General features: G+C 58.6%; 23 protein-coding genes and 5 riboswitches. Of the genes, 11 read left to right on the forward strand and 12 right to left on the reverse strand.

The genetic code is table 11. The features are described from left to right. Position 1: 1 nt before the first annotated feature. The 4 genes from HD598_RS06160 to HD598_RS06175 all read right to left on the reverse strand — a co-directional run bounded on the left by HD598_RS06160 (position 2) and on the right by HD598_RS06175 (position 4,537). The gene (locus tag HD598_RS06160) at positions 2-895 is read right to left on the reverse strand and encodes an ABC transporter permease (protein WP_311538973.1); all 894 of its coding nucleotides are present in this window, start codon (positions 893-895) and stop codon (positions 2-4) included. Positions 896-907: 12 nt separating this feature from the next. Next, positions 908-1,864: an ABC transporter permease gene (locus tag HD598_RS06165; RefSeq protein WP_183664550.1), complete on the reverse strand. Its 957-nt coding sequence runs from the start codon at positions 1,862-1,864 to the stop codon at positions 908-910. A 6-nt stretch (positions 1,865-1,870) separates the two neighbouring features. Then, the gene (locus HD598_RS06170; RefSeq protein ID WP_183664552.1) at positions 1,871-3,502 is read right to left on the reverse strand and encodes an ABC transporter substrate-binding protein; all 1,632 of its coding nucleotides are present in this window, start codon (positions 3,500-3,502) and stop codon (positions 1,871-1,873) included. A gap of 117 nt (positions 3,503-3,619) precedes the next feature. Next, positions 3,620-3,710: riboswitch (SAM riboswitch) on the reverse strand. A 137-nt stretch (positions 3,711-3,847) separates the two neighbouring features. After that, positions 3,848-4,537: a response regulator gene (locus tag HD598_RS06175; RefSeq protein ID WP_071894253.1), complete on the reverse strand. Its 690-nt coding sequence runs from the start codon at positions 4,535-4,537 to the stop codon at positions 3,848-3,850. 85 nt (positions 4,538-4,622) lie between these two features. On the opposite strand from HD598_RS06175, the gene HD598_RS06180 reads away from it, so the two are divergent. Together HD598_RS06180 and HD598_RS13755 are read left to right on the forward strand one after the other, a co-directional pair. After that, positions 4,623-4,814, forward strand: coding sequence for a hypothetical protein (locus HD598_RS06180; RefSeq protein WP_071894254.1), 192 nt, complete (start codon positions 4,623-4,625; stop codon positions 4,812-4,814). A 167-nt stretch (positions 4,815-4,981) separates the two neighbouring features. Continuing rightward, entirely contained in the window at positions 4,982-6,241 is a 1,260-nt protein-coding gene (locus HD598_RS13755) for a sensor histidine kinase (protein WP_183664554.1), read from the forward strand. A gap of 217 nt (positions 6,242-6,458) precedes the next feature. Here the strand turns inward: HD598_RS13755 and HD598_RS06190 are convergent, their stop codons facing one another. After that, a complete protein-coding gene (locus HD598_RS06190; RefSeq protein ID WP_183664556.1) occupies positions 6,459-7,862 on the reverse strand; it encodes an LLM class flavin-dependent oxidoreductase in 1,404 nt (467 codons plus the stop codon). A gap of 51 nt (positions 7,863-7,913) precedes the next feature. Next, positions 7,914-8,004, reverse strand: a riboswitch (SAM riboswitch). Between the two features lie 90 nt (positions 8,005-8,094). Further along, positions 8,095-9,348 carry an acyl-CoA dehydrogenase family protein gene (locus tag HD598_RS13760; RefSeq protein WP_183664558.1) on the reverse strand — a complete coding sequence of 418 codons (1,254 nt, stop codon included), beginning with the start codon at positions 9,346-9,348 and terminating at the stop codon, positions 8,095-8,097. A 187-nt stretch (positions 9,349-9,535) separates the two neighbouring features. Continuing rightward, a riboswitch (SAM riboswitch) is annotated at positions 9,536-9,652 on the forward strand. Between the two features lie 3 nt (positions 9,653-9,655). On the opposite strand from HD598_RS13760, the gene HD598_RS06200 reads away from it, so the two are divergent. From HD598_RS06200 to HD598_RS06210, 3 genes are all read left to right on the forward strand, one after another. Next, on the forward strand, positions 9,656-10,507 hold the full coding sequence (locus HD598_RS06200) for an ABC transporter ATP-binding protein (RefSeq protein ID WP_183664560.1): 852 nt from the start codon (positions 9,656-9,658) through the stop codon (positions 10,505-10,507). Between the two features lie 111 nt (positions 10,508-10,618). After that, on the forward strand, positions 10,619-11,689 hold the full coding sequence (locus HD598_RS06205) for an aliphatic sulfonate ABC transporter substrate-binding protein (RefSeq protein ID WP_183664562.1): 1,071 nt from the start codon (positions 10,619-10,621) through the stop codon (positions 11,687-11,689). Then, the gene (locus HD598_RS06210) at positions 11,686-12,525 is read left to right on the forward strand and encodes an ABC transporter permease (RefSeq protein ID WP_071894259.1); all 840 of its coding nucleotides are present in this window, start codon (positions 11,686-11,688) and stop codon (positions 12,523-12,525) included. The genes HD598_RS06205 and HD598_RS06210 overlap by 4 nt, the downstream gene beginning before the upstream one ends. Positions 12,526-12,569: 44 nt before the next feature. Here the strand turns inward: HD598_RS06210 and HD598_RS06215 are convergent, their stop codons facing one another. Together HD598_RS06215 and HD598_RS06220 are read right to left on the reverse strand one after the other, a co-directional pair. Continuing rightward, the gene (locus HD598_RS06215; protein WP_183664564.1) at positions 12,570-13,613 is read right to left on the reverse strand and encodes an LLM class flavin-dependent oxidoreductase; all 1,044 of its coding nucleotides are present in this window, start codon (positions 13,611-13,613) and stop codon (positions 12,570-12,572) included. Between the two features lie 102 nt (positions 13,614-13,715). Further along, positions 13,716-14,450, reverse strand: coding sequence for an NADPH-dependent F420 reductase (locus HD598_RS06220; RefSeq protein WP_409366176.1), 735 nt, complete (start codon positions 14,448-14,450; stop codon positions 13,716-13,718). Positions 14,451-14,500: 50 nt separating this feature from the next. Between HD598_RS06220 and HD598_RS06225 the strand changes: the two genes are divergently transcribed. From HD598_RS06225 to HD598_RS06250, 6 genes are all read left to right on the forward strand, one after another. Next, on the forward strand, positions 14,501-15,007 hold the full coding sequence (locus HD598_RS06225; protein WP_221244608.1) for a MarR family winged helix-turn-helix transcriptional regulator: 507 nt from the start codon (positions 14,501-14,503) through the stop codon (positions 15,005-15,007). Positions 15,008-15,083: 76 nt separating this feature from the next. Next, positions 15,084-15,171, forward strand: a riboswitch (SAM riboswitch). After that, entirely contained in the window at positions 15,165-17,153 is a 1,989-nt protein-coding gene (acs, locus tag HD598_RS06230) for an acetate--CoA ligase (RefSeq protein ID WP_183664567.1), read from the forward strand. Its footprint overlaps the riboswitch before it by 7 nt. Positions 17,154-17,828: 675 nt before the next feature. After that, a complete protein-coding gene (locus HD598_RS06235) occupies positions 17,829-18,899 on the forward strand; it encodes a hypothetical protein (RefSeq protein ID WP_183664569.1) in 1,071 nt (356 codons plus the stop codon). A 147-nt stretch (positions 18,900-19,046) separates the two neighbouring features. Next, positions 19,047-19,679 (forward strand): histidine phosphatase family protein, encoded by a 633-nt coding sequence (locus HD598_RS06240; protein WP_183664571.1) that lies wholly within the window; start codon positions 19,047-19,049, stop codon positions 19,677-19,679. 249 nt (positions 19,680-19,928) lie between these two features. Continuing rightward, positions 19,929-20,038, forward strand: a riboswitch (SAM riboswitch). Positions 20,039-20,049: 11 nt separating this feature from the next. Then, complete coding sequence (locus HD598_RS06245) at positions 20,050-21,405, forward strand: O-acetylhomoserine aminocarboxypropyltransferase/cysteine synthase family protein (RefSeq protein WP_260170501.1); 1,356 nt, start codon at positions 20,050-20,052, stop codon at positions 21,403-21,405. Beyond that, positions 21,405-21,923 (forward strand): CoA-binding protein, encoded by a 519-nt coding sequence (locus HD598_RS06250; RefSeq protein ID WP_071894265.1) that lies wholly within the window; start codon positions 21,405-21,407, stop codon positions 21,921-21,923. Before HD598_RS06245 ends, HD598_RS06250 begins: the two co-directional genes overlap by 1 nt. A gap of 83 nt (positions 21,924-22,006) precedes the next feature. On the opposite strand, the gene HD598_RS06255 is transcribed toward HD598_RS06250, so the two are convergent. The 4 genes from HD598_RS06255 to HD598_RS06270 all read right to left on the reverse strand — a co-directional run bounded on the left by HD598_RS06255 (position 22,007) and on the right by HD598_RS06270 (position 26,412). Then, complete coding sequence (locus tag HD598_RS06255) at positions 22,007-23,338, reverse strand: hypothetical protein (protein WP_183664575.1); 1,332 nt, start codon at positions 23,336-23,338, stop codon at positions 22,007-22,009. Beyond that, the gene (locus HD598_RS06260; RefSeq protein WP_183664577.1) at positions 23,331-23,888 is read right to left on the reverse strand and encodes an RNA polymerase sigma factor; all 558 of its coding nucleotides are present in this window, start codon (positions 23,886-23,888) and stop codon (positions 23,331-23,333) included. The genes HD598_RS06255 and HD598_RS06260 overlap by 8 nt, the downstream gene beginning before the upstream one ends. Positions 23,889-24,138: 250 nt before the next feature. After that, positions 24,139-24,969: a carbon-nitrogen hydrolase family protein gene (locus tag HD598_RS06265; RefSeq protein WP_183664579.1), complete on the reverse strand. Its 831-nt coding sequence runs from the start codon at positions 24,967-24,969 to the stop codon at positions 24,139-24,141. Positions 24,970-25,122: 153 nt separating this feature from the next. Then, entirely contained in the window at positions 25,123-26,412 is a 1,290-nt protein-coding gene (locus HD598_RS06270; protein WP_183664581.1) for an adenylosuccinate synthase, read from the reverse strand. Positions 26,413-26,479 lie beyond the last annotated feature (67 nt).

Here is a 26,479-nt window from a genome sequence, read left to right on the forward strand (position 1 = left end):
CCTAGAAGCGGAAGGTTTTGTTGATGCTTCGGCCAAGTGCAGCCAAAAGGATGACGGTCACAATAATCACTAGACCCGGGAGCGTGGTGAGCCACCAGGCGACGGCGATGTATTGCCGTCCCTCTGCAATCAGCAAACCCCATTCAGGTGTAGGCGGTGGCGAGCCGAACCCCAAAAAGCCAAGACCCGAGATAGCTAAAATTGCTCCGCCGAGATCAACCGCCAGCAACGCCAGAACGGGACCGATAACGTGCGGCAAGATGTGGGTTCGCATGACGGTGAAGTACGACCCTCCGCTCATGAGTGCTGCATTGATGTAGTCGTTCGAGCGGACGCGTAGGACTTCAGTTCGGACGAGTCTTGCGAAGATCGCAATCGATGCGATTCCCACGCCGATTCCGAGAGATAGTGGGCCGGGTTCCGTGGCGGTAACGATAATCAACGAAATGAGAAATCCTGGAACGGACAAAATTACGTCGACAACACGCATAGCAACCGTGTCGGCAAATCTGCCAAGGGTTGAAGCCGCTAATCCAAGAGAAACGCCCGCGACACAACCGATAACCGCGGCGATACCTGCCGTAAGGAAGGTTTGCGATGTCCCATAGACCACGCGGGTGAACACGTCTCGGCCGAGATGATCTGTACCGAATAGATGCTGGATGCTTGGGGCCTGAAACTTGTCTAGTGGTACACCATCAATGGGATCTTGCGTCGTGAATAATCCCGGGGCTAGTGCCCAGAGGGCCAAAACCGCAAGCGGCAGGAGAACCCACCACTGCGAGATCAAGCCACGGATTGGATTACGTTTCTGTCCATTTGCGGGAACAGCCGGGACCGGGTCAAGCTCTGGCCGCGGTTCCTCAACTATCACTGTTTCAGCTAAAACGCTCACTTATAGCTCCTCTTAGGCAGCGAGCGCACGGGCCGACTGTGAGCCTGCCGTAACGATTCGCGGATCGAGTTTTGGATGGATGAGATCCACAAGGAGGTTTACTCCTGTAAAGGCCACAGCCATGAGAATCACTAAACCTTGAACTAGAGGTATGTCTTGAACCGTCACAGCGTTCAGGATCAGCTGCCCCAATCCAGCACGCGCAAAGACTGTCTCCGTGATGACTGATCCCGCCAGTAGCGTTCCAATAGTTATTGCCGCGATCGATAACGCGGAAGGAGCTGCGTTCTTTAGCAAGTGGCGAAAGTAGATCCATGATTCGCTGGCACCTTTTGCGCGCAGGACGTCCACGAATGGTTGCTGCTGAATGCTTTGAACACTCTTGAAGAGGACTTGAGCAATCGGAGCGCTGAGATGCACGGCCAGAACAAAAATCGGAACGGCCAGTGACAAGAATGACCCGTCAGGAAACAGCGACATAACGTCCAGCTGGACGGCCAGGATCTGGAGCAAAACTAGCCCTAACCAAAAGACTGGAATAGCGACCATCAAAGGCGGCAAGTTCAAGAACACCTTTTTGATCCATTCGCTTTTCGAGAGCGTCCCCACTGTGACGATCACTAGGGCAAGAACCACAGCAAAGACAAAGGCGCTCGAGGCAAGCCACAGAGTAGAGCCCGCTACCTCCGCAATACGCTCTGCAACGGGCGTTCCAGAAGACAAGGAGTAACCGAAGTTTCCTGTTAGCAAACCGCCCAGCTGAGAAAAGTACTGCTCAAGAAGTGGCCTGTCATAGCCATAATGAGCCTTCATTTGTGCAATCGTTGCGGGATCTGCCGATGCATCTGTGGACAAGAAGATTGTCACCGGATCATTTGGCAACGCCTGCACAGCTAGGAAAACTGCGGTATAGGCGAGCCAAATAACCAAGATGGACTGAGCAATTCTTCTCAGAATGAATCCAGACACGTGTTTCTAGCCTTCAGACTTCCAGGCACCCTGGAAAATAGGAGCCGTTCCCGATGTGAATTCAATGTGAGCGTTCTCGTTCGCTCCGTAAACCTGAACCTCGTCCCACAAAGGAAGCGACAAGACCTTCTCCGTAACGAGCGCCCGCTGTTCGTCTCCTACAAGCTTCAAATGTTCGGCTTCAGTAGTGGCCGCTTGTTCCTTGAGGAACAGCGCGTTCAGTGCTTCATCCGCATTGAGGGTTTGAGTATTTGTTGCTGGGCCAAAGACCGGACCGACCCCGCCGTAGGCAAACTGCCGCGTTCCAAAGAATTCAATTTTTGGATCCACCAAGGCGTTAGTCAAGAACGTGTTGTCGCCGGCCCTGTTCACCAGCTTCACGCCAATCGCACGCCATTGCTGTTCAATAAGCTCGAAAGCCGGCTTGATCACAACGGAGTTGTTGGACGAGGAGACTGTCACTTCTAAGTCTTTCCCGTCCTTCTCCCGAATACCGTCGGCACCAACCTTCCAGCCGGCTTCATCGAGCAACTTCTTAGACTTCTCCGGGTCATACGCAAGTTCAGCAGACAAGTCCACGAATCCTGGCGCCTTGTGGTTCACCACTGAGGCGGCGATTTCATATGAGTCAGAAAGAACGGTGTCCTTAATGGCTTGTCGATCAATTCCAACCTGGAGTGCTTGGCGCACCTTAACATCGGCAAGCTTTCCCGATCCGATGCGTACAGCGGCCATATTGGCAGTCAAGTCAATTCCGGATGCAGGGTAAACCGTTCCGCCCCCAGCCGTGAGGGTCTGCTCATCGACGGGTTGGAGACCACGAACGAGATCCACTTGACCGGACTGCGCAGCGCCCGCGCGGTGAGCAACTTCTGGCAGATACTTGATCACCAGTTCATCAATGTAAGCCGCACCTTGGTTTTCAGCGGTTTCGGGAGCCCACTTATAGTCCGCCCGTTTTGAGAAAACGACTTCCTCGTCAGCCTTTTCAGATTTGAAAACAAACGGCCCGGAGCCAACGATTTTAGAAATTGAGGACTGACCAGCATTGTCGAGTTTCAATGTCTCTGGCGCAACAAGCCCTGCCGTTACCGAGGTCGTTGCCCGTAGGAAATTAGCGTCCGGGCGCTTGAGCGTTACTCGAACCTGATTCTCGCCAACAACCTCTGAAGATTTGTATGCCGAGAAGTCCACGTTCGGCTGGATCTGAGCAGATTCGATGCCCAAACCAAGCGCATCGAAGTTTGCCTTGACTGCGGCAGCATCGAGTGCGGTACCGTTCGAGAATGTCACACCGTCACGAATCGTGAACGTGTACTCCGTTTTCGCTTTGTTGCTCTCGAACTTGGAGGCGATCCAGCCGACAATTTCGCCGGTCTCTGGGTCGTAGTAGGTCAAGCGGTCCAGAACGCTATTTAGCACGTTGGCCTTCTCATAGAAGCGAGCAGCCTGAGTTTGCCAGTTATTGATCGGCGTAACTTCGGCGTAGGTGAATGTTCCACCGCTTACCGGAGACCCGTCCTCGCTAGCACGATTAGTGGCGCTGCTCGGGCTTCCGCTGCTACTGCAAGCCGTCAGTGATAGCCCCAATACGGCGATAGTGGCAGACGTTTTGAATGCCAAGGTCTTGAATCGCATTGCTGATCCTCTCGGTTTTATCCGAGGATTACGCACCGATTTCGTTCGCAGTTACCCACGACAGGACCATAACTTTGAAAGTCTTTCCAAAGGTTGGACCGAGGCGAAATGAGGCAGTCTCCATCGGTCCTGGCGGTAGCACCGGCCTCCAAAGAGGTGGTTGCTGCGACGTCACGGAGCCAGGTCTCTCGGTCGCTCTTGATGGTGTGTTGTTGTGGCTCTAGCTAATCGCAGATTCTTCGATAACGCAACTCAAGAATTATGTTGCTCGAAATAATTCGCAACTAAGGCGAGGTTTCATCGCGTAACTGAAGCTACGTCGTCGTACCTATTCAGGCTTTAGTACTAGTTGCGGTCCAAATTCGGAGTGACGAGACCCCACTGCATAGCAACAATCAATGCCTGCACGCGATCGCGAACGTTGAGCTTGGCCATCGCCCGGCTCAAGTACAACTTCACGGACGCTTCCGAATAGCCCAAGCGGGCTGCGATCTCAGCGTTGTTGTAACCGTTGGCAAGATACTGAAGAACCTCGAGTTCTCGGTCGCCGAGTTCGGGACGCTGCGCACCGAGCCCGTTTGTCGCCGGCTGCGACATCACTTTGGCCACCAGCTTGCGGCTCACGGCCGGGGAAAGCACCGATTCCCCCGCATAAACGGAACGAATGGCAGACAGCATGGACTCCGGTGTGGTGTCCTTGACCAAATACCCGGCGGCGCCAGCGCGCAAAGCAGGAATCAAATATTCTTCGGAAGAGAACGCTGTAACCGCCAAAATTTTCACGTCCGGGAATTTCTCAACGATCTTCGCCGTCGCCTCAATTCCATCCATCTCCGGCATTTGAAGATCCATGAGGACAACATCCGGATTCAAAAGCTCCACGTGATGCACCGCCTGAGCCCCATTGCGGACCTCACCCACACACTCAAAACCGTCGGCAATGTCAATGATGGTGCGGAAAGCTTGCCGCATGAGCGACTCGTCGTCGGCGATGAGAACTCGGATGGGGGCGTCTTCTGCGGGAGCATCAAGCATGGCGTCATTGTAGACACGCCGTTCGCCGCAAACTTTAGACGAATGGCTAATTGCGTCGATATTAAGACTTGGGACAATTAGAGGTATGAAATCCATTTCCCGCTTCGCCGCAGCCGCCATCATCACCGTAGCCGCCTTCGCACTTCCAGCTTCCGCAACCGCACTCGAAGTCCCTACCACCAGCATCAGCTCCAAGAGCATCATCATGCCGACCGGCTACTCCTGGGACATCTCTCAGTGGTTCTGCCGCACTTACGGCGCAATGTGCCCACGCTAAATCTTCACTGATCCGTCCAGCTCGTTCTTACGAACGGCTGACTTCATAGCGCAGCGAGTCACTTTCGCCTCACACACTCCACGGTGGCTTGCTTCTCCTCTGATTCACATCGGCGCTAGTCAGCCGTGATTTCAAGACGGGTTGACTACTTCCGTAAAGTCTTATCCGTGGACTCTTCCTCCTTCTTCCAAACCGCCTATCACGCACTGAGTAACGCGGTTCGTGAGTTTTTTCGCGCGCGGAAAGTAGATAAGTTCACGCTCAGCATCGTGTCGATCATCGTGGTGGCTTACACCGCCACTGACATCGTCACGCTCTTTGTTGAGCAAGACCCTGACATACGTTCACGGACTTCCAATAGCGCCAATGCCGCTTTGGTGTTCCTTGCCGCCACGGGCTTCATGTGGATTCGATCCACCGTTGCCGGCGTTATCGCCATGAGCGGTTTGGCGCTGTCTCTGACCATTCATGAGTACAGCTACGCCATCATTGTGACGCCGCTGATCTTCGCAGTCTTGGTGGCAACAGCTAACCGCATCTTCATTGGCGCCTTCGTGGCAGCCTGCGCGGCGTGGTCTATCGGAATCTGGTCTACCTGGCCAGACGACCGCCCCATTCTGTACTTCAGCATCCCCCTCTTGGCCGTGGGTGCACTGATCGGCACCTTGATTCGACGCGGGTGGAACACTCAGGCGCGGCACGATGCCGAACTCGAGGAGATGCGGATTCGGCAGATCGAAGCGAGCTCGGCGGAACGACTTTCCATCGCTCGAGATCTCCACGACATCGTGGCTCATGACATCACCATCATCGCCATGCAGGCTCAAGCGGCATCCTTCTCGAAGAATCCGGAGCTGGCGAAACAATCCCTCGAAGTTATTGGCCAATCCGCCCGTAATACTCTTCAAGACTTGCGCTTGCTGTTGAACGTCTTGAAGTCTTCGGAGGAAGCGCACTTCTCAGACAAGTCGCTCACTCATGAAGAGGAGTCTGCAGCGACCGGCGCTTCGACGCTCACGCTGCGCCGAAGCATCGATCAGGCCTCGCGGCAGTTGGAATCCATCGGGTTCCGCGTCATTGAGAAGACCAGCGGCGACCTCGACGCCCTCCCCCGTCGCATTCAGGTGGCCATGCACCGCATCCTCAAGGAAGCGACTACCAATATCCTCAAACATGCGGCACCGGAGAGCTCTTGCACGCTATGCGTTGAGGTTGTTGACGGGAATGTGCTGCTCAAGATTGAGAACCAGAAAGCACGCGCGACCAACGGCAACGGATCCTTTAGCACTAAGAGCCCCTCCGCCGGATTGGGCTTGGGAAGTATCAGCGACCGCACGTCCAGCTTGGGCGGAAAGCTCGACGTCATTCAGACGAATTCCACGTGGCGGCTCGAAGTCACGGTGCCGATTCGCGGCATCGAGCTCTAAGAAATACCACCTGATACAAAACTATAGACAAACGGCTAACGACTTCGCCGAAACGGCCTCGTAGTGTTAATAGTGCCCCTGGTGACGGGCAAGAAATGGGAACTGGATGGCCGGAGTGTGTGCCGGCCATCCGCCATTTAACGACCACCTAGGAAATGAAAATCCCGGCCTCACACCAGGTGTGAAAGCCGGGATTCAATGGTTCAACGCGAACCGCTTACGCCTCTACAGAATCCTTCAAACGGAACTGCTCAGCGCGGTGGTTCGACTGCAAGCGGTCGCCCTTACCGAAGAGCTTGTTGCGCAGCGATCCCGGCTGGTACTCGGCCTGGTACGCGCCGAGCTTCTGAAGCTCAGGAACCACGAATTCAACAACGTCCTCGAACGTGCCTGGCGTGATGGCGTAGGCGAGGTTGAAGCCGTCAACGTCGGTGTCGTCAACCCACTCCACGAGCTTCTGCGCCACTTCGGCGCCGGAGCCCACGGTGATGGGGCCGAAGCCGCCCACGCCCACCCATTCGGCAAGCTGGCGGACGGTCCAGGGGTTGCCGTCGTCGCCGGAAGCCTTCTGGAAGGTCTCCACGGAGGACTGGATGGCGTTGGACTTCACGTTCGCACCGATGCTGTCGTCGAGGTTGTACTGGGAGAGGTCAACGCCCATCCAGCCGGAGATCAGAGCCAGGGCGCCCTGCGGATCCACGTACTGCTTGAAGTCTTCAAACTTCGCCTGCGCGGAGGCAGTGTCCGGACCCGTGATGATGGTCTGCATGGCGTAGATGCGGATGTCGTAGCGGTCGCGACCAGCGGCCTCGGCAGCGTCACGGATCTTCTTGACGGTGCTCGTCAGGAGTTCCTTGGTTGGCGAATTCACGAAGACCGCCTCAGCGTTTTCGGCGGCGAACTTCATACCGCGCGAAGAAGCGCCTGCCTGGAAGATGACCGGCGTGCGCTGGATGGACGGCTCCGTGATGGCGATGCCGGGAACCTTGAAGTACTTGCCCTCGTGGTTGATCGGGTGCACCTTGGACGGATCCGTGTAGACGCCGGTCTCGCGGTTGCGCTGGACGGCATCTTCTTCCCACGAACCCTCGAGCAGCTTGTAGACCACTTCGAGGTATTCGTCGGCGTGGTTGTAGCGCTCGTCGTGCTCCATTTGATCTTCTTGACCCATGTTTCGCGCGGCGGACGGCAAGTAACCGGTCACCACATTCCAGCCCACCCGGCCGTTGGTCAGGTGATCCAGCGTGGCCAAGCGGCGAGCAAATGGGTACGGGTGCTCGTAGGCGGTGCCGGCGGTGACGCCGAAGCCGAGGTTCTCAGTGACAGCCGCCATTGCGGAAACCAAGAGGAACGGATCGTTCACGGGAACCTGCGCGCCGGAGGACAGCGGAGCCTCGTTGGTGCCATTGAAGACGTCGTAAGTGCCGAGGACGTCAGCGATGAACAGGCCGTCAAACTTGCCCTTTTCAAGGAGCTTGGCGAGCTCGGTCCAGTAGGTGATGTCCTTGTAGCGCCAGGCCTGATCTTCTGGGTGGCGCCACAGTCCTGGGGACTGGTGGACTACGCAGTTCATGTCGAACGCGTTGAAACGTACCTGGCGGCGGGGAGTTTGTTCAGTCATTCTTTGGTTCCTTCCCGACGAGAAGAACCCACGCGTGGCGCGGTTCGAGCTTCTCCATCGTTGCTGGCAGTAGCACCGTCCTCCAAGGAGGGGGTTGCTGCGGCGTCAACGAGCCAGATCTCTCGGCCGCTCTGGATGGGTACCGTTCCATTGCACACCTTAAGGGCGCTCCTCGCGAAATTCGCGAGTTGCAGTGTGTAACGGTTCCCTCGGAAATTTTGATTTTCAGAAATTACGACGACGCAGCTTGGCCATAGCGCTTCTCGTCCACTCCCGCTTCACCGATGCTCCAAACGGTGGGTGGTTCCGTTCCGTTGACGGCCCAGTCACCGTTCACGCGCGCCTTGTAGATGTAGGGGTTGTGCGTGGCGACGGTGCGAGCGTTGCGCCAGTAGCGGTCCAGCGCCTTGGCGGTGCTCGTGGAGGAAGCTCCGAGCGTGTTGAAGATCTGTCCGGCTGCGTCCGTCACAAGAGGGACTAGCACCACTTGGGCCTGTCCGGATTCGAGTTCCACCGCGATGTTTGCTGCCTTCTCGGCGGCGTCGCCGGCGGTGCGGGACTCGTAGGCGCGGTCGAGTGCGCGGCCCACGCGCAAGGTCGCGGCCTCGGCGACATACGCCTTCGAGGTCACTTCGCCGACCACCTGAAGGATCTGCGGGTCTTCGCTCACCAGGTTGGCATTGCCGTGGCCAAACACGCGCTTGCGGTTCTTGACCTGAAGCGCCACTTCGCGGGCTGCGCCGTGCGCAATTCCGGACAGGGCAATCAGCAAAATGTGCTGGTACAGCGCTGCTTGGTAGGGGAAACGGAAGCCGAAGTCGTAGACGTTCTCAGGGTCTACCGGGGCATTCTTGAACACCGTGGTGCCGCTGCCGGTGCCCTTCTGGCCGAAGCCATCCCAGTCGTCAAAGGTCTCGATGCCATCGGTCTTGGTGCTCACGTACACCGAAATGTCCGAGCCGTCCGGGCGCTTCGCGAACACGTCGATCCACTCGGCGAAGATGGTGCCCGTGGTGTAGAACTTGGTGCCGTTCAGCAACAGCTTGCCGTCGCGCTCTTCAAGAACCGTGGCCACGCCGCCCTGGCCTGGCTCGGTCCACGCGTTTCCGGCAATCTCGCCGTAGACGAAGCGCTTGAACCACGCACTGCGGTCATCGGTGACACCGTTGAGAACCTGACCGTGGTGGTAGAGGTTTTCCTCCACGAACGCCACGTGGGAGCGCAATGCCTGCGGGAGGTTGCTGTCCGCGGCAGCCAGCTCGATGAGCAGGGCCGTGAAGTCCTCCCACGTCAGACCGCCGCCGCCGAACTCTTGCGGCACGCGCGCGGCGGTGAAGCCTGATTCTTTGAGCCACTGGATGGGCTCGTGGGGCAGCTCGCCGTTGAGCTCGCGATCAACCGCTCCGGCCGCAATGCGGTCGAAGACGGGACGGTACTTATCAAGAGCTGATGCAAGAGACGTGGTTTCCACAGTTTGGGTGCTCACAGGCGTTTTCGCTTTCCGAGGGGACTCGTAGTCAAGCTAATGAACTCGAGATCCAGGTGATTAATGGCTCGGTGGGTTCCCATAAGAATCCACGCAAGTCGAATCAAGGGCAATGAATGTGACAGATCATGAAATTATTTGTCACCAATTTGCCAGACTGTATCCCTAGGGCGTTCAATTATTCGAGTAACCATCAAGAGTGGCTGAGAGATCTGGCTCGACGACGCCGCAGCAACCGCCTTAATCCGACGATTCGGCAACGAATCAGCGTGAAGGACGGTGCTACCGCCAGAATCGATGGAGTGTGATGACAACTTTCGTTTCTAACGTTTCGACGCCTGCGAGCGCTGCGTCGTCTGCGAACGGCACGGCTCAGCTGGCCGATTCTGCTTTCGCGGTGCATTTCGAGGGAGTCGGCCGTTCGTTCGATTCCGCGAATGACACCACCAAGGTGGTTCTTCGAGACATCGATTTGAGCGTTGCACCGCATGAGATCGTGGCAATTCTCGGCCCTTCGGGTTCGGGCAAATCCACGCTCTTGCGCGCAGCGTCGGGCTTGGACCAGCCAAACGAGGGTCGCATCCTGATTGATGGCGTCGCGGTCAAGGGCATTGACCCACGCTGCGCCGTCGCTTTTCAGGAACCGCGCCTCTTGCCGTGGCAGAACCTCGCCAAGAACGTGGAGCTAGGACTTCCAGCCGGCACCCCGAAGGCTGAGGGCGCCGAGCGCATCAAGAACCTCCTGCAGCTGGTGGGTCTGAGCGAGTCCGCGCACTTGCGCCCTCGCGAGATCTCCGGCGGCATGGCACAGCGCACCTCGTTGGCTCGCGCACTGGCTCGCCGTCCTGGCGTGCTGTTACTCGATGAACCTTTTGGCGCGCTCGATGCACTGACGCGACTAAAGATGCAGGACCTCTTGCTCGCCGTTCACGAAGCGCACCCCACCACGGTGCTCTTGGTGACGCACGATGTTGACGAGGCTCTCCAGCTTGCGGATCGCATTGTGGTCTTGGGCCGTGAGGACAACAAGCCTGGCGCCACCATCTCCCACGTGTTGACCGTTCCGGGCACCCGCCCGCGTGATCGCGCGGATGCTGAGCTGGCACGAATGCGCGCCGAACTGCTCTCGAGCCTCGGCGTAGACGCTCACCGCCACTAAGCCCTCTCACTTCCACACCTCAGGACCGAGTCCGGCCGCCAACGGTCGGCTCAGCTCACGCCACACGTATCAATTTTTCCCCTTTCTTCATACCCACCACTGAGGAGCACCATGTCTTTTTCCGGTAAAACACTGTCCGCCGTCGCTACGCGCCGTTCGATTCTTGGCTTCGGAGCCATCGCAGCCGCTGGCCTCATCACCGCTTGCGCAGGCGAAGGCGCAACGGGAACCAACGCTGGGACCGCAGCTGCGTCGTCGTCCGCCAATGCCGGTGGAAAAGTACTGAACATCGACTTCGCAACGTACAACCCACTTTCCCTCGTACTGAAGGAAAAGGGCTGGTTGGAAGCAACGCTCAAGGAGCAGGGCTACACCGTGAACTGGGTGCAGTCCGCCGGTTCCAACAAGGCCAACGAAGCGTTGCGCGCCGGCGCCATCGACGTGGGATCCACCGCCGGATCCGCCGCCCTCTTGGCTCGCTCGAACGGCTCCCCCATCAAGAACATCCTCTTGTACTCGCAGCCTGAATGGGCGGCCCTCGCAGTCGCGAAGGACTCCACCATCAAATCTGTCGCCGAGCTCAAGGGCAAGAACGTTGCCGCCACGAAGGGTACGGACCCGTACTTCTTCTTGTTGCAGGCGCTCGAGGCTAACGACCTCAAAGCATCTGACGTGACGGTCCAGAACTTGCAGCACGCCGACGGCCGTGCAGCCCTCGAGAACGGTTCCGTGGATGCATGGAGCGGCCTCGATCCGATCATGGCCGGTGCCGAGCAGGCTGGCGCGAAGCTTATCTACCGCAACGTTGACTTCAACACTTACGGCTTCTTGAACGCCACCGAGTCCTTCATCTCTGAGAAGCCCGAGGTCGCTCAGGCCGTCGTGGACTCCTACGAGTACGCCCGCGAATGGGCTCTTGAAAACCTCGAAGAGACCGCCACGATCCTCGCGAAGGTCGCCGGTCTGGAAGACGCCGTGGCCACCAAGGTCATCACCGAGCGCAGCAACTTGGACGTCGATCCTGTACCGGGCGAGAAGCAGCGCGTGGTGCTGGAGAAGGTCGGCCCGATCTTCGTTCAGTCCGGCGACGTCAAGGATCAGGCCACCGTGGACGCAGCCCTCGCCTCCATTTTTGATGACACCTTCGCTAAGAATGCCGACCCATCGACGGTGAAGGCATGAGCGTAGGCGTGCACGACGACGCTGTGGACACCACGGGCGGGACCCCCACTGACACCGTTGCTTCCCGCTCGCGGGTAGGCGGCGGTTCCGTCGGCAAGCGGATTGCGTTGGGGGCAATCGTGCCGCTTGCCATTTTGGTGCTGTGGCACTTTACGACGGCGCTGGGTGTTTTCTCACCCGTCCAGCTGCCATCACCGTGGTCTGTTTTGGAAGCCGGTGTTGACCTGGCGCAACGCGGCGAGCTGTGGGGGCACATTGCCATCTCCACGCAGCGCGTGTTCTTGGGCTTCGCCATCGGTGGTTTCTTGGGACTCTTGCTGGGTTCCCTGCTGGGCCTGTCCAAGGTAGCTGACGCGATGCTGTCCGCGACGATCGGCGCGTTCCGCGCTGTGCCGTCCCTCGCGTGGGTCCCACTGCTGATCCTGTGGCTCAAGATCGGCGAGAACTCGAAGGTCACGCTGATTGCCATCGGTGCGTTCTTCCCCGTTTTCACCACCGTGTACTCCGCACTGAAGCACGTGGACAAGAACCTCGTTGAGGCCGGGCGCGCCTTTGGGCTCAAGGGCGTCAAGCTCCTAACCACCATTCAGCTTCCTGCCGTCGTGCCAGCCGTGTTCTCCGGACTGCGTTTGGCGCTGGCTCAAGCGTGGCTGTTCTTGGTGGCGGCCGAACTCATCGCTTCTTCGATGGGCTTGGGCTTCTTGCTTACCGACTCGCAGAACAACGGTCGCACGGACCGGTTGCTGCTAGCGATCGTGCTGCTCGCGGTCATCGGCAAGATCACCGATGCGCTCCTGGGGCTCGTGGAGCGTAAGGCTGTGCAGCGCTGGGCGTAACTGTTTCGGACGCGGGCCGGGGCTAGACTCCGTGCCCGCGTCAACTACTTCGCGGCGAGCAACCGATCCACGCGCGGCTTGACCTCGGTGGCCAGCAGCGTGATGGATTCGATCAGGTACTCCTGTGGAAGACCCCCAAGGTCCATCTGCAAGAAGTGACGCATGTGTCCCATATAGCCGTGCAAGTGAACAATGCGCTCGGCGATCTCGTCCGGATCACCCACGTAGAAGGCGCCGGGGGCTTCGGCCTGCGCCACGAAATCTCGCTTGTCCGGGGCACGCCAGCCGCGAAGCCGGCCCATCTCCACGTTCAGGTTGTACCAGCCTGGGTAGAAGCGCTCCATGGCTTCCTTCTTGGTGGGTGCAATCAAGCCCATGGCCGCAACAGAGACCTTCGTGGAGTCAGCGGAATGACCTGCTTGCTCGGCAGATGCACGGTATAACTGCGCTAGCGGAGCGAAACGATGCGGCGCTCCGCCGATGATCCCGTAGGAGATCGGCAGCCCCAACTGACCGGCACGTGCGGAGGAGCCCGGGTTTCCGCCGGTTGCCAACCAGATGGGCATCGAACCTTTGACCGGTCGGGGCACCACGGCGAGCTGATCGAGGGCGGATCGCACGGTTCCTGACCACGTGATTTCTTCGGTGGTGCTCGCGTTGATGTTCATGAGTAGGTCAAGCTTCTCGGCGTAAAGCTGATCGTAGTCAGACATCTCGTAGCCAAAGAGGGGGAAGGTCTCCACGGAGGACCCGCGCCCGGCGGTGATCTCAATGCGTCCGCCGCCGGAAATAGCGTCCGCGGTGGCGAACTGCTGGAATACACGAACCGGGTCATCGGTGCCGATAATGCTCGCGGCGCTTCCCAGTTTGATCTGGCTCGTGGCTGCAGCAGCGGCCGCAATCAAGGCGCCTGGCGAGGACGCCGGCATGGTGGTGGTGTGGTGCTCACCGATGCCGAAGTAGTCCAGCCCCACCTTGTCCGCGTGGACGATGGCCGCGAAGAGGTTTTGGATGGCCTCGGTGGTGGAGCGCAGGGAGCCATCCGGGTTCCGCTGAGCATCGCCGAAGCTGTAGGCGCCGATTTCCATGAGCGTGCGTGCCCCGTTCCTTTGTAAGATCGTTCGTCAGTATTTTCGCGGGTTGTATGCGTTCAAAGTCCAGCGCTTAGTCGCCCAAACGCGTTGTGAAATTTACGCGTGAGCAACAATCCGCGCGCACTCAATAAGCTTGCGCAATTCGCCGGCCGTATGCACGCCGTTGAAGATCTCAGTCCCGGGTTCCAAAACCCGTCCGGCCGAGAGCGGCCCGGCGTCCACGGGGTCGTACCCAAGATGGTGAATGAAAGTGCCGGCGATGCGTTTGGCTTCGTCGTGGTCTCCTGCGAGCGCTAAAGCACGGCGACCCGGCGAACCTGCTCGGCGAGCATGCGCCTCAACATCCCGGAAAGCAATGTGATTGAGAGTCTTCACCACGTGCGCACCGTAGAGATGATCCTGCACAATTTCACTGCTGCTGCGGTGGTCGGAATCCAGGTCAAGAACCGCGCCATCCGTGGGGTGCCAGTAGTTCATGGCGTCAATGACGATCTTCCCGTCAAAGAGCTCGGGGCTGAGCGTTGCGTACCTGTGCAGCGGAATAGCGAGCACTACCAGATCGGTAGCAACAGCCTCTCGAGGTGTCACGGCCTCGGCCTCTGGGGCCACCAATTGCAATGCGAGCGCAAGCTCGTGGGGCGCTTTCGCGGTAGCCATTCTCACGCGGTATCCCGCAGCAAGAGCTTGGCGGGCAACCGCTGCTCCTACTCGTCCAGCGCCAAGAATTCCGACGGTCTTCAACCGTTCAGCTTCCATCTCATGACTCCTCTGAGCGCCGGCCGCGGCATCATGTTCCAACAGCCAGCAGAAATATGCTTGTCCACAGATCATATTGCTGACAGAATATATTTACAAATGCACACTTCGACTAGAATGAGCGCATGAGCGAGAGCCAACAGACAGCCTTGAGGAGTCCAGCCATCGCCGTGCCGGGCGATCTCGGCTGGCACTTGGCCACCATTTTGCGCGCCTACCAATCGCGTTTCGAAGAGGCCACCGATGGAATGCCCGAAGGCATCCGCGGCTACCAGGTCCTCTCCACGGTCGTTCACCGGAACCCACCTAACCAGCAAGCTCTGGGCGCCCACCTTGCCATCGACCGCACTGTCCTCACTTACCTGCTGGACAACCTCGTTTCCGCCGGTGTTGTGGAACGCGTGCCCGCGCCGTCGGACCGTCGAGCCCGCAAAATTGAGCCCACTCAAAAGGGCCGCGAAATCCTCGCCCACTACGAACAGCGCGTCGCGGACGCTGAAGCCGCGCTCCTCGACGGGCTTCCCACCCACACCGCACACCTCTTTCGCGAACAGACCGCGGACCTTGCGGGCGAAGTGCACCGCGCTGAGCCTGGCGCCGATCCGTGCAAGGCCATCAACAACCTCTCTTAAAAGTTTTTTAGGGCCGCGCCTCATACGGCGTAACTCACTTTGCGTTCGGCACCCTTCATAGCGTTCAGTAGATGAGTACCCATCTAGAGCGGCTGAGAGACCTGGCTCCGCGACGCCGCAGCAACACTCATGTGAGTTCGTGCTACAGCCAGGACCGATGGAAGGATTATTTGTGACCTCTGCAGTTTCCAGCACCCCGGTTTCCACTACGACGGCGCAGCTCACCCGAGACGCTGAGTTCGGCCAATTCGCGACTGAAGAAGAGCGGCTCGAGTTTTGGGCCGAAGCAGCCCGCGCCCTGGAATGGTCCGAGCCGTTCCACACCACCCACACCTCCACCCCCGTTGACGTCGAGAACGAGCGTGGCCCCGAGCTGCGCTGGTACGAAGGCGGGAAGCTCAACGCCGCCGTGAACTGCGCTGACCGTCACGTGGCCGCCGGTAATGGTGACAAAGTGGCGCTCTACTTTGAAGGCGAGCCCGGCGACCGCCGCGCAGTGACCTACAAGGACCTCACCGAGGAAGTCTCCCAGGCCGCCAACGCGCTCGAAGAACTCGGCATCAAGCACGGCGACCGCGTGGTCATTTACCTTCCAGTGCTTGTCGAAACCATTGTCATCACGCTCGCGTGCGCTCGCATCGGCGCCATCCACTCGCTCGTGTTCGGTGGCTTCTCCGCCGAAGCGCTTCGCTTCCGCGTGGAGGACACCGGAGCCAAGCTCCTCGTCACCACCGACGGCCAATTCCGCCGCGGCAAGTCCGTAGCCGTGAAGTCGAACGCTGACGAGGCCGTTTCCGGCGAGAACAACATCGAGCACGTGCTTGTTATTAAGCGAACGGGAGACGAGATCCCGTGGACTGAAGGCCGCGATATTTGGTGGGATGACGTCGTCGTACGTCAACCGAAAAACCACGAGGCACCCGCTTTCGACGCCGAAAATCCCCTCTTCATCATGTACACGTCCGGCACCACCGGGCAGCCGAAGGGCCTCGTGCACACCACCGGCGGGTACCTCGCGCAAGCCAACTGGTCCCACCGCTTCCTCTTCGGCGCGAGCGAAACCGACGTGCACTGGTGCACCGCCGACCTCGCCTGGGTCACCGCGCACACCTACGAAATCTACGGACCGCTCTCCAACGGCGTGAGCCAAGTGATCTACGAAGGCGTCCCAAACGCACCACACCCCGGCCGCCACTTCGAGGTCATCCAGCGCTACGGCGTCACCACGTATTACACCGCACCCACCCTGGTGCGCTCGCTCATGGGCTGGTTCCCCGAAGGCGTCCCCGCTGAGTACGACCTCTCCACCATCCGCCTCTGCGGCACCGTGGGCGAAGCCGTGAACCCGGAAGCGTGGACGTGGCTGCGGAAGAACGTAGGCCGCGATACCCCCGAAGGCGTGCCGATGGTGGACACCTGGTGGCAGTCCGAAACCGGCGCCACCGTCCTGTCCCCTCGCCCCACGGACACCACGTTTAAGCCCGGCTGCGCCACGCGTGCACTCCCCGGACTCGCCGTGGACATCGTGGACGACGACGCCGCCACCGTCCCCGCAAACATCCAAGGCCACATCGTGGTCAACAAGACCGGACCCGCGATGGCCCGAACTGTCTGGGGAAACCCGCGCCGCTACTACAGCTCCTACTGGGAGAAGTACGCCGCTCAAGGCTGGTTCCTCGCCGGCGACGGAGCGCGCTTTGACGACGACGGCGACATCTGGATCCTCGGACGTTTGGACGATGTCATCAACATTTCCGGGCACCGCCTTTCGACCATCGAGATCGAGTCCGCACTGGTGTCACACCCGGCCGTGATTGAAGCTGGCGTGTGCCCAACGTTTGATGCGAAGACCGGTCACGCCGCCACCGCGTTTGTGGTGCCGCATGACAAGTCGATTATCGGCACGGAGGCGCCTGAAGTGGTGGCCGCGTTGCTGGCCCACGTCTCCCACGAGATTGGTCCGATCGCGAAGCCGCGAGACATCGTGTTTGTGCCGGACGTGCCTAAAACGCGCTCCGGCAAGATCATGCGCCGTCTGCTGACGCAGCTCTTCGAAGGATCGCAACTCGGTGACACCACCTCGTTGCAAAACGAGCCGTGCATCCCTGAGATCAACGTGATCTGCCGCGAGCGCGCGGGCGTCTAGCCGCTTCTATCGCCGCTTCGCCGCTTCTCACGTCGAAACTTAGCTGCAAAAGTCAGGCTTCTGCCATTTCCATCGCCGAAACGGCGACTTCCGGCGCCGTTTCGCTGTGACGCGGCCACGGTTTGGGGTGCTTCCGCCTCATTTCGTGGCCGCGTTGTCGCGTTTTGTCCACACACGGGACGTCTCCGCCCTTTCGCGCCAGCTGCTCGTAGCGATTGTTGTGGGTTGACATCCGGCGGGGCCCAGACTATCCATCAGCACGTAGCGATAGTTGCGTGGCGGTTGTCAACGCCGATTGAACCATCCACTCATAAGTAGCGATAGTTGCGGCTTACCCTCCGGCACACCCCTCGCCACCCATCCGTTCGTAGCGATAGTTGCGCCTCATCGCCTAGCTCAGCCGGAAGCGCTTTCGGAGCGTAGCTATTGTTGAGTCCGGCGCGCCGGATCCCTAGTTTCACCGCTGGAATCCGTAGGGAATATTGCGGTGACAAGAGTCGATCGAGATGACACGTAGCTGGAGTTGAGTGATCGTAGTCTCTGAACCTACGATCACTCAACTCCAGCTACGGTTGGATCACCCACAGTTCGCTCTTGTCATCCGTCAGTTCGAAGTAGTCCACAATTGCAACCCTCGAGGGAAGTTGTAGCTTGTTTCTGGCCAACGATTGAGCCATGGACTTCTCTGAGTTTCTCTACTTCACCCCACGGCTAGACCGAGCACCAGATGGCGAACGGAGCCGACTGTCTCGGTTATATAAAGCAGGCCACGTAGTCAGAATTCAACCATCTGTCTATCTCGACACCGATCAATGGCTTGGACTCTCTTTCGCTGATCGTCGCAGGAGTTTTATCGGCGCCTTCGGACTTACAGGAAAGAGATCAGTTCTGGTTGGCCTCTCCGCGTTGTCTCTTTATGGGGTCCCACTCATCCAATTCGACTCACCCGTCAGCAATCTCGTAAATGTTGGCGTGAACTCCGTGAATGCCGTCAGGAAACGCAAACAGGTGAGCTGCTATGGAAATGAGCAGGACGCAATCGCTCGGTATAACAAGCGCTCCACCAGCAATGGATCTCACGTGCTCCCCAAACCCCCACTCATTCGTGGCCAACTGTTGACGCCTAACGCGCCTAGATCTTTGACGTTTGGATCTTGGGAATTTCCCTTGCTTGCGGAACCACTGGACATTGCACTCACTCGTAGCTTCCATGAGCTGTCATTCGAGGATCGAGTAGTTGCATTCGAATACTTGCTCAGGCGCGGACAAGCACACGGGCATCATTGGACCCATCAGAAATTGGAAGAGCTTGCCTTAAGCCTTCCCGACAATCGTCGCCGCTCAAGGATTCAAATTGCGGCCAAATTCTCGCGCACCGAGTCTGAATCCGTCGGCGAATCAATGAGCCGCGCGTTGATGTATCGGCTGGGCTTTGAGGAGCCCGAACTTCAACAATCGTTCCAGTTGCCTAATGGCCGCATCGCAAGGCCGGACTATCTATGGAGAAACGCCCAGATCGTGGGCGAGTTTGATGGCGCCCAGAAGTACACGAGATCCAAGACCGTCTCCGGCAAGGATGCCGGTCAGGTTGTCTACGAAGAGAAGCAACGCGAGGATTCAATTCGCTCGATGGGTCTGGGGATGTGCAGGTGGGGTTGGAATGAACTGATGAATCCAGCTACGTTCGCGAGCCTTCTGGTTGCCGCAGGTGTTCCTAGACCATTCCCGCGTGGGCGTAACGTCTAATCGATGTTTCAGTCCAATTCGAACTCTCGGTTTGGAGACCACTACAACATCTATCGAGAGTCGTTGAGCTAGGAGAATCCTGCTCAGGCAGTCAACTAATGCTCGGCCACCCGGCTCAAACGCCCTGATCAGCGCTAAGCTCGATCTATGGAACAGGCAAACGTCGAATCAGGCCAATCGCACCTAGCATTCGTACGTCACGGCCAAACCGATTGGAACGCGGAAGGTCTGCTGCAGGGCGGAACCGATGTTCCCCTCAATGATCACGGGCGTCTTCAAGCGCATGAGACTGCCAAGCTGCTGAAAAGCAATGGCCCGTGGGATGTCATTGTTTCGTCCCCGCTGAAGCGTGCGCTGGAAACCGCGAAGATTTTGGCCGATGAGCTGGGCTGCGACCAGCACATCAAGACGTACCCGGAACTCAAGGAACGCTCGTACGGCGACCTCGAAGGGCAGTGCCGCGTGACGCTGAGCGCGGAAGTCCAAGATGCACTCCACCCACCAGCACGCGTGAGCTGCGACGGGCTCGATGAGTATGAGGACAAAGCTTTCGAGAGCGGACTCCTCCCGAACGTCGAACGCTCCAAGGCTGTTGGCGAACGCGGGGCTGCTGCGGTTCGGCAAGTTCAGCAAGACTTCCCCGGCAAGCGCGTCATCATGGTCAGCCATGGAACGCTCATCCGTCTGACAATGGATGCGCTCACGGGCGAGCGCCACCCAAGCGTGGAAAACGCCGAAATCATCACCATCCCAGAGGATTCACTCAACGCTCGCGTCTAGTAAAAGGCACACCCGAGCGAAATGGTAACCACGGGCACCGGTTCGTGGATTCGGACAATCAAACGCGAATTCGGACGAACGAACGTGAATGCAGCCAAGTGAACGCGGACTAGTGCGAGCAAACGCGGATGCGGACAAGCATCTGACCACAGCCGCGATCTCGGACCCGTCCGCAAACACGGAGCAGCCCGCAACAAATCGACTCTTCGATTCGCCGCCACCGGCTCGCGCAAATTAGGATCGTTGGAGCAACCATCCCGAGCGGCTGAGAGACCTGGATCGACGACGCCGCAGCAACCCTCCGCCCGATCACCTGCGTGAACGGACAGGAACGGTGCTACCGCCAGGACCGATGGAAGGAGTTTCCTCTTTGTCTCAAAATTCAGAGCACACCTTCGGATTCCGTACTCGTGCATTGCACGCGGGCGGCACGCCGGACGCTGAGCACGGATCCCGTGCGATCCCCATTCACCAGACCACGTCCTTCGTTTTCAAGGACGCTGATGATGCCGCGAACCTCTTCGCGCTGCAGAAGTACGGCAACATCTACTCACGCATTGGCAACCCAACGGTTGCGGCTTTCGAAGAGCGCATCGCGTCGCTCGAAGGCGGCATTGGCGCGGTGGCGACGAGCTCCGGCATGGCCGCTGAGTTCATCACTTTCGCCGCTCTGTGTGGCACTGGCGATCACATTGTGGCTTCGTCCAAGCTCTACGGCGGCACCATCACGCAGCTTGACGTGACGCTTCGCCGCTTCGGCGTCGAGACCACGTTCATCGAGTCCGGCGATCCGGCTGATTTCAAGGCTGCGATCACGGAGAACACCAAGGCTCTTTACACGGAGATCGTGGCGAACCCTTCGGGCGACATCGCGGATTTGAAGGGTCTCGCGGCCGTCGCGAATGAGGCGGGCATCCCGCTCATCGTGGACTCCACACTGACTCCCCCGTATCTGATTCGCCCGTTCGAACACGGCGCGGACATCATCATTCACTCGGCCACGAAGTTCCTGGGCGGTCACGGTACGACGCTTGGCGGCGTCGTCGTAGAATCTGGCCGTTTCAACTGGGGCAACGGCAAGTTCCCTGCGATGACGGAACCGGTTCCGAGCTACGGAAATGTGTCTTGGTGGGGCAACTTCGGTGAGTACGGTTTCTTGACGAAGCTGCGTTCGGAGCAGTTGCGTGACATTGGGCCGAGCCTTCCTGCGCAGTCTGCGTTCCAGTTGTTGATTGGTGTGGAGACGTTGCCGCAGCGCATGGACGCACATTTGGCGAACGCCAAGACGATTGCTGAGTGGCTCAATAACGACGACCGCATCGAGTACGTGAACTACGCCGGCTTGCCGGGTCACCCGCACTTTGACCGCGCGAAGGAGCTTTTGCCGTTGGGCGTTGGCTCGGTCTTCAGCTTCGGTGTGAAGGGCGGCCGCGCGGCGGGCGCGAAGTTCATCGAGAACCTGCAGCTGGCTTCTCACCTTGCCAACATTGGCGACGCGAAGACGCTGGTGTTGCACCCGGCGTCCACCACTCACCAGCAGCTGACCGCGGAGCAGATGCTCGCGGGCGGCATTCCTGAGGATCTCATTCGTATCTCGGTGGGCATCGAGGACGTTGAGGACATTATTTGGGACTTGGATCAGGCGCTTGCGGCTTCGCAAGAGGCGGATTCCGCTGAGGTTGCGGCCGAAGTTCCGGCGCCTGCTTGCGAAATTGGAGTGAAGTAATGACGGATATTACGACGGCGCAGCCCGCTTCCCCAGAGCGCACGTGGGAGGGCCCTTCGGCTCCCGAGCGGCTCAATATCTTGCGCTCCACGAAGACGATTGCGATTGTTGGCGCGAGCGATAAGCCAAGCCGCGCTTCCTACTTCGTGGCGACGTACTTGTTGTCTTCGACGCGTTACAAGGTTTACTTCATCAACCCCACGGTCAAAGAGATCTTGGGCCAGCCGGTCTACGCTTCGTTGGCTGACTTGCCGGAGGTTCCGGATCTGGTGGAAGTCTTCCGCAAGCACGATGATCTTCCAGGTGTTTTGGAAGAGGCCAAAGCAATCGGCGCGAAGACCATCTGGTTGCAGTTGGGTTCGTGGCACGAGGGTGTTGCCCACGATGCCGAAGCCGCTGGCATGAATGTTGTCATGGATCGTTGCGTGAAGATCGAGCACGCCCGATTCCACGGTGGCTTGCACTTGGCCGGCTTCAATACTGGAGTCATCAGCTCTAAGCGTCAGGTTCTTGCCTAAGTTCTCGCGTAAGTTTCGCTAGAAATAGATAAGCTCCTCTCCCGAACCACCTGGTTCTGGGGAGGAGCTCCTTTTTGCTTCATCTACTTCGCCGGGGCCTCAGGCTTGGCTGGGAGTTCGATCGAGGCGACTCCGCGTGAACCTGTTCCGTTCGAGGCGACGGCGTCTGCCGCAGACTCAGTTACAGCTGGCTTTGCGGCCTCAGAATTTGCGACCGATGACTGATCAGCGGAGTGGTTCACGAGGACTGAATCCACTCGAGAAGCCTTGGTGACAAAGGAGTCTTCCGGGACAGACTTTGGTGTTGCGGGTTGCTCGGGAAGCACGCTTCGCGCAGTGACTCCTTGACGAGCTACCGTGCCGGAATCAGTCACGGTTCCCTGGCCTGTAGTGACTCCCTGATCTGTAGTGATTCCCTGGACGACTCTTCTGGACTGCTGCGCAGCACTACCGGCGACACCGCTCACCAGACCGTTGGTGGAATCATCCGCAATCTTGCCTGCCGATCCCGAGATCGGGCTTGAAATGTCTTCGACGAGATCGTCGGAAGATCCTGCGGCAAGACCGCCACCGATAGCGTCCCGAGCACGATCCTTGATGCCAGTTGCAGAGTTAGCGCCGGATACGGCATTGTCTCCGTTTACTGCGCTGCCTCCGTTTACTAGACCGTCGCCAGATACTGCACGGACTTTCGTTGCTGCGCTGCCGACAGTTGCTGCGCCATCTACGGCGCTTTGGATCGTGTTTGAGGATGCTCCAGCCTTGACCGCAGCGCTCGTTGTCTTCTGAGCACCACTATGACTCGAAACTCCGCTCGATGCCGTGGAGTTCGACCCGACTGAAGAGGAGGCCGAAGGACTAGTGAGGGCGTCGCCTGCGGCGGAGTCTGTGCTGATGTTCGTGCTGGTGCTGGACCCAGTACTGAGAGTCACTTCGTCGGCATGGGCAGAGTAGAGCGCACCGAATGTTTCGACGTGGCGGTCCACCATCACTGATGACGAAGCATCAGGACTGACCAAGACATGCGTATGCGTGTGAAGGTCGATGATTGATGGTCCCGTGAAGAACTCGTCGGCCGGGTGGTACCCAAATTGCTCAGCAATTTCGGTCACCACGTGAACGGAAGAACCGGCAATGAAATCACGAACCTGCGGTGAAGCGGCGGCCACGCCGCTCAATCCCACCGATGCGATCAAGATTCCGGCAAGGCCGCCAGAGATCGGACCTCCGCCGCGCTTCTTGAAAGCAGCCACGAAGTTGACGGGCTTTTTCCCGTCCAATATGTCAGCAAGTTCTCCAGTGGGCGTCGGTGCTTCTACTGAACCCATCATCTGAAGTTCGGAGAGAGCGGAACGCAAGGCAGCGTCGTCGTTCTCAAGAATTTCCCGATCCCATTTCTGGTTTTCGTTAGTCAAGACCTGACACCTCCTTTGCAGAACTCAGCGATTTCTTCATCGATTCAAGAGCGCGGCGCTGTAACTGTTTGATGGCGCCTTCTGATTTCTCTAGCGCGGCCGCTGTTTCCTGAATACTCAACCCCACAACGGTTCGCAAGATGATGCACTCGCGCTGCAACTCCGGCAACTCTGCAAGAGCCCGCTCCACTGCAGGGGAAAGATACCGAGACAACACCTGATCCTGAGCAGAGGGCTCAAGCGGTGAATCGTCTTCGAGGAATTCAAAGTGTTGCGGTGCGCTGGCTCTTTTGCGGTGGTAATCAACCTGCCGCGAATGAGCGATGGAGTATGTCAGCGCCCGCAAGCCGTCTACGCCACCCTGAAGAGTTGGAAGACTCGAGAACAGCGCCAGGAAAACCTCCTGGCATGCCGCCTCTGCATCCTCGACCCCGCGAGCGCGGAGGTAGCCCACCACTTTGCCCGCAAGATCTTCATAGATAGCCCGTAGCGCTAAAGGATCGCTTTTTTGGGCACGCAAAATGACATCGTCATTTAGCGTATTTGCCACAGCTCACCTTCGCGCACGGAGACACATTGCACTTGAAGTATAGAACGCCTTTTGCATCATGGCTCGCCAAGATTTCGCGTTCATCATTCCTGCCACAAATGAATCTTCTGCAGTGACGAGCGTTGCGACGAGACGTCGTTGGGGGGAACCCTCGTCGCAACACTCACTAAGTAGATCGAATCACGTCACCCAAAAGTTACGGTCTGTTCAAAAAAACTTTAAAAAGTTTTTAGTGCCGCAGAAACTCGGGCTAAACGATGGGGATCGAGGAGGTCTTGACTGCAGCTACCTCGGCCTCAACGCCAATGCGTCGGTTCACGAGAACTGGCAAAAACTCGCGCACCTCGTCAATGCGCTTGCGGGAAACATCCGCGGTGGCCACGCCTTCGGGCTCGCCCTCGAGGAAGTCCACAGCGATGGAAACGGGATCCAAGATGGCCGAGTAGCCAACGGTGGAATCAGTGGCAGAACCTGCCGCTGCAACCCACACCGTGTTTTCGACGGCGCGAGCCTTGAGGAGTGTGCGCCAGTGCTCCACCTTGTGATCGCCCTTGAACCACGCAGCCGGAACCAGAATGACCTCAGCTCCGTGAACGGCTAGACGGCGGGCCACTTCTGGGAAGCGGATGTCGTAACAGGTCATGACGCCAAACTTCAGGCCGCCGACCGTGAAGATGGGGATGTCGTTGGGGTCGCCCGCGGAAATGGTCCGGGATTCCTGGTAGGAAAAAGCGTCATACAAGTGGATCTTGCGGTACGTCTTCAGCTCAGCGCCAGAAGCGTCCACGGCAAGCACGGTGTTGTAAGGGCGATCGCCGTTGTTCGGCTCGTATCCGCCGGCGACCACGGCAATGCCGTTCTTTTCCGTGATGCGCGCCAGTCCCTCGGAGAAGATGGGCCAGTCGCGCGCAACAGCCTCCCGGAAGTCACCCTCAACGGCTTTCACCGTGAACATGGATTCTTCGGGGAACAGAATCAACTGCACACCCTCAGCTGCGGCATGAGAAGCCAAACGACCCATGATTTCCAGGTTCTTTGCGACGTCCCCGGTAGGTGCAATTTGTCCAACGCTAATCTTCATTGACCTGTCCTCCTTGTGACTCACCACATTACCGGTCAAGGCTGGGTTCGTGCTGAAAGTTGGATAATTCATGACAAGTAAGGCGGCCGCCGTCCCAAGGGATGCGTGGCCGCCTTACTCAAATCAGAGGTGCTCGTTGAGCTGGCTCAACACTTAGCCGTTGATGAGGTCGTACCGAACGATCGTCTGATCGCGGTCCGGTCCCACACCGATCGCGGAGAAGCGAGCTCCGGACATGCGCTCAAGAGCAAGCACGTAGTCGCGAGCGTTCTGCGGCAGATCTTCGAGGGTCTTGGCGCCGGAGATGTCCTCAGTCCAACCCGGGAAGTACTCGAAGATTGGCTTCGCGTGGTGGAACTCGGTCTGGGTCATTGGCATTTCGTCGTGACGGACACCGTCAACGTCGTAGGCCACGCACACTGGGATTTCTTCGATGCCAGTGAGCACGTCCAGCTTCGTCAAGAAGAAGTCCGTGAAACCGTTGACGCGTGCAGCGTGACGGGCCAACAACGCGTCATACCAGCCACAGCGACGCGGACGTCCGGTGTTCACACCGAACTCACCGCCGGTCTTCTGCAAGTAGATTCCCATGTCATCGAACAGTTCGGTGGGGAACGGTCCGGCGCCAACACGCGTGGTGTAGGCCTTAATGATGCCGATAGCTCGCGAAATACGAGTTGGGCCAATGCCGGAGCCCACGGACGCGCCACCAGCGGTGGGGTTCGAGGACGTCACGAACGGGTAGGTGCCGTGGTCAACGTCGAGGAACGTGGCCTGGCCGCCCTCCATGAGGACCACCTTGTCCTCGTCCAAAGCCTTGTTCAGGACGTAGGTGGAATCGATGACCAGCGGGCGCAAGCGCTCCGCGTAGGACAAGAAGTACTCCACGATCTCGTCAACAGCCACCGAGCGGCGGTTGTAAATCTTCACCAGGAGTTCGTTCTTCTGGCGCAGCGCGCCTTCGACCTTCTGGCGCAGGATGGACTCGTCAAAGACATCCTGAACGCGGATGCCCAGGCGTCCGACCTTGTCCATGTAGGCAGGTCCAATGCCGCGGCCGGTGGTGCCAATGGCACGCTTGCCAAGGAAGCGTTCGGTCACCTTGTCCATGGTCTGGTGGTACGGAGCTACCAAGTGTGCGTTGGCGGAGATGCGCAGACGGGACGTGTCCGCTCCGCGAGCTTCAAGTCCGTCGATCTCTTCAAAGAGAGCTTCGAGGTTCACCACGCAGCCGTTGCCGATAATTGGCGTTGCGTTGGGTGACAAAATGCCGGCTGGAAGGAGCTTGAGCTCATACTTCTCACCGTTGACCACTACCGTGTGGCCCGCGTTGTTTCCGCCGTTTGGCTTGACCACGTAGTCAACGCGGCCGCCGAGCAAGTCCGTAGCCTTACCCTTACCTTCGTCTCCCCACTGGGCTCCAACAATCACAATGGCCGGCACTATTGCCCTCCCCTTGCTGAATAATCAGCTCTCATCGGCGTTACCGCCGGGATCCATGGATATGGAC

Source organism: Neomicrococcus aestuarii, from assembly GCF_014201135.1.
Taxonomy (GTDB): Bacteria; Actinomycetota; Actinomycetes; order Actinomycetales; family Micrococcaceae; genus Neomicrococcus; species Neomicrococcus aestuarii.

Excerpts from the sequence above, each read along its gene's own strand:
- HD598_RS06265 (WP_183664579.1), bottom strand. The coding sequence starts at position 24,969 with ATGAAGATTAGCGTTGGACAAATTGCACCTACCGGGGACGTCGCAAAG.
- HD598_RS06210 (WP_071894259.1), top strand. The coding sequence starts at position 11,686 with ATGAGCGTAGGCGTGCACGACGACGCTGTGGACACCACGGGCGGGACC.
- HD598_RS06190 (WP_183664556.1), bottom strand. The coding sequence starts at position 7,862 with ATGACTGAACAAACTCCCCGCCGCCAGGTACGTTTCAACGCGTTCGAC.
- HD598_RS06170 (WP_183664552.1), bottom strand. The coding sequence starts at position 3,502 with ATGCGATTCAAGACCTTGGCATTCAAAACGTCTGCCACTATCGCCGTA.
- HD598_RS06215 (WP_183664564.1), bottom strand. The coding sequence starts at position 13,613 with ATGGAAATCGGCGCCTACAGCTTCGGCGATGCTCAGCGGAACCCGGAT.
- HD598_RS06200 (WP_183664560.1), top strand. The coding sequence starts at position 9,656 with ATGACAACTTTCGTTTCTAACGTTTCGACGCCTGCGAGCGCTGCGTCG.
- acs (WP_183664567.1), top strand. The coding sequence starts at position 15,165 with ATGGAAGGATTATTTGTGACCTCTGCAGTTTCCAGCACCCCGGTTTCC.
- HD598_RS06240 (WP_183664571.1), top strand. The coding sequence starts at position 19,047 with ATGGAACAGGCAAACGTCGAATCAGGCCAATCGCACCTAGCATTCGTA.
- HD598_RS06220 (WP_409366176.1), bottom strand. The coding sequence starts at position 14,450 with ATGATCTGTGGACAAGCATATTTCTGCTGGCTGTTGGAACATGATGCC.
- HD598_RS06225 (WP_221244608.1), top strand. The coding sequence starts at position 14,501 with ATGAGCGAGAGCCAACAGACAGCCTTGAGGAGTCCAGCCATCGCCGTG.
- HD598_RS06180 (WP_071894254.1), top strand. The coding sequence starts at position 4,623 with ATGAAATCCATTTCCCGCTTCGCCGCAGCCGCCATCATCACCGTAGCC.
- HD598_RS06235 (WP_183664569.1), top strand. The coding sequence starts at position 17,829 with ATGGACTTCTCTGAGTTTCTCTACTTCACCCCACGGCTAGACCGAGCA.
- HD598_RS06250 (WP_071894265.1), top strand. The coding sequence starts at position 21,405 with ATGACGGATATTACGACGGCGCAGCCCGCTTCCCCAGAGCGCACGTGG.
- HD598_RS06205 (WP_183664562.1), top strand. The coding sequence starts at position 10,619 with ATGTCTTTTTCCGGTAAAACACTGTCCGCCGTCGCTACGCGCCGTTCG.
- HD598_RS06175 (WP_071894253.1), bottom strand. The coding sequence starts at position 4,537 with ATGCTTGATGCTCCCGCAGAAGACGCCCCCATCCGAGTTCTCATCGCC.